This window comes from Hyphomonas sp., assembly GCF_013823385.1.
GTDB lineage: Bacteria > Pseudomonadota > Alphaproteobacteria > Caulobacterales > Hyphomonadaceae > Hyphomonas.
Window position 1 is genome coordinate 1 of the sequence record NZ_PNMA01000108.1, and the last position, 2,182, is coordinate 2,182.

The 2,182-nt window shown below is 61.9% G+C and carries 2 protein-coding genes and 1 pseudogene; all 3 read left to right on the forward strand.

What is annotated here, in order from left to right:
• Positions 1-140 precede the first annotated feature (140 nt).
• The 3 genes and pseudogenes from C0456_RS20135 to C0456_RS20145 all read left to right on the forward strand — a co-directional run bounded on the left by C0456_RS20135 (position 141) and on the right by C0456_RS20145 (position 2,174).
• Positions 141-758 (forward strand): annotated as a pseudogene (locus tag C0456_RS20135) (DUF3034 family protein).
• 16 nt (positions 759-774) lie between these two features.
• The gene (locus C0456_RS20140; RefSeq protein WP_291056362.1) at positions 775-978 is read left to right on the forward strand and encodes a hypothetical protein; all 204 of its coding nucleotides are present in this window, start codon (positions 775-777) and stop codon (positions 976-978) included.
• Positions 979-1,026: 48 nt separating this feature from the next.
• Positions 1,027-2,174, forward strand: a protein-coding gene (locus C0456_RS20145) for an IS3 family transposase (RefSeq protein WP_291056365.1) whose coding sequence is annotated in 2 segments (ribosomal slippage) — positions 1,027-1,288 and positions 1,288-2,174 — 1,149 coding nt in all. Because the reading frame shifts where the segments join, the coding sequence is not laid out codon by codon here.
• The last annotated feature ends 8 nt before the right edge of the window (positions 2,175-2,182 follow it).

Consider the following 2,182-nt stretch of genomic DNA (forward strand, 5'->3'; position numbering starts at 1 on the left):
ACTACAGTCGATGGCTCGTCGGGCGGTGGCCTTGCCCGCTGGGCGACCATCGGTGGGCGACAGATGGCAGGCGGGATCGGTCTTTGGCTCACGGCACTGCGATCGAGCTTTCCGACTATGGCTGGCGGTCGTACGGCGTGATGTTGGGGATCGGCGATCGGGTGGAGCTGAGCTATGCCCACGCCGATTTCGACACGCGCGATATTGGCACGAGGTTGGGGATCGGTGAGGGCTACACCTTCAACCTCGACACCTTCGGCGCCAAGCTCCGCATTGCGGGCGACATTGTCTATGGGGAGTTCTGGCTGCCGCAGATCGCGGTGGGCTTCTAGCACAAGCGGAGCCGCGACGGTGTGCTGGTCCGCACGCTGGGCGCCGCGGATGCAAGCGGCACCGATTTCACTCTGTCAGCCACCAAGCTGTTCCTCGCCCGCAGTCTGCTGGTCAACGCGACGCTGCGCTACACGCAGGCGAACGAGCTGGGCCTGCTCGGCTTTGGATCGGCAACGGGTGCAGGCTACAAGCTGCAATTCGAAGGTTCACTGGGCTACCAGATTTCGCGCCGTGCCGTACTTGGAGCCGAATATCGCAGCAAGCCCGACAATCTTGGGTTCGGCGATGACGACTGGCTGGATGTGTTTGCCGCCTTTGCCCTCAGCGACCATCTGACGCTGGCCGCAGCCTATGTAGACCTTGGCTCGATCGCCACCATTTCCAAACAGCGCGGCGTATTCCTTTCCGCTCAGCTCGCGTTCTGACCTAGGAGTCTCCCCCATGCTGATGACCGCTGCCGTAGCTGCTGGCCTGATGTTGCTGCAACAGGCGCCCGCTGAGGGCACTGATTGGGACGCGGAATTCGGGGTCGAGGTGAAAGAGCGAGACCCGGCGACGGGCGAATTGCCGGTCGATCCTTACGTCCAAACCAATGCCAACGCCGACGCCGAGCTGCTCTGCCACCTGAAAACTGGATCGGTTTGAGCTAGAGTTTTCGGCCTCAGATTCCTTGGCTGGGCACGGAGGCGTGGCATGAAGGCATCGAAGTTTACGGACGCGCAGAAGGCGTTTGTGATCAAGCAGGGTGAGGAAGGTACACCGGTGGCGGAGGTCTGCCGGAAGGCTGGGATCAGCCAGGCGACGTACTTCAACTGGAAGAAGAAGTACGCAGGGCTGCTGCCGACCGAGATGCGTCGGCTGCGCGAGCTGGAGGAGGAAAACGGCCGGCTCAAGAAGATCGTGGCCGACCTGACGCTCGACCGGGAGATGTTGCAGGATATTGTCCGCCGAAAGCTCTGAGGCCGGATCGGAAGCGCGAACTGGTCGGCGGGATGCTGGCGGACTGGGGCGTGTCGATCCGCAGGGCTTGCAAGGTCTTGCCGTTCGACACCTCGAGCTACCACTACAAGTCCCGTCGTACCGATCCGGCCGCGATCAAGAAGCGGATCAAGGCCATCTGCGAGACACACGTCCGCTACGGTTATCGCCGTGTCTATCACATCCTTCGTCGGGAAGGCTGGGTGGTGAACGCAAAGAAGGTCTACAGGCTTTACAGGGAGTTGGGCCTGCAACTGCGCAACAAGACGCCAAAGCGGCGGGTGAAGGCGAAGCTGCGCGAGGATCGTGCGCCGGCGGTGCGACATAACGATGTGTGGGCAATGGACTTCGTCCACGACCAGCTCGCGACGGGTCGCAAGTTGCGCATCCTGACCGTGGTCGACACGTTCAGCCGGTTCTCGCCTGTGATCGACGCGCGGTTCAGCTACCGGGGCGAGGATGTAGTGGCCACGCTTGATCGGACCTGCCGGAAGGTGGGTTATCCGAAGACCATCAGGGTGGACAATGGCAGTGAGTTCGTCTCGCGAGACATGGATCTATGGGCCTATCAGAGGGGCGTGACGCTCGACTTCTCGCGGCCTGGCAAGCCGACGGACAACGCCTTCATCGAGGCGTTCAACAGCAAGCTGCGCAGCGAATGCGTGAACACGCATTGGTTCCTGTCGCTGGAAGACGCTTGCGAGAAGCTGGACCGCTGGCGTAGACACTACAACGAAGAGCGACCGCACAGCGCGATCGGGAATATCCCCCCGATCATGCTGGCAAACCCGACCGGGGCCACCAGCCCTCCGGACCCGGGCAAGGCGGAAAACTCTAGACCAGAGTGGTCCAAGGTTGGGTAGCAGAGCAG

What these genes read in the sequence shown, in the direction of transcription:
- C0456_RS20140 (WP_291056362.1), top strand. Translation starts at nt 775, where the DNA reads ATGCTGATGACCGCTGCCGTAGCTGCTGGCCTGATGTTGCTGCAACAG.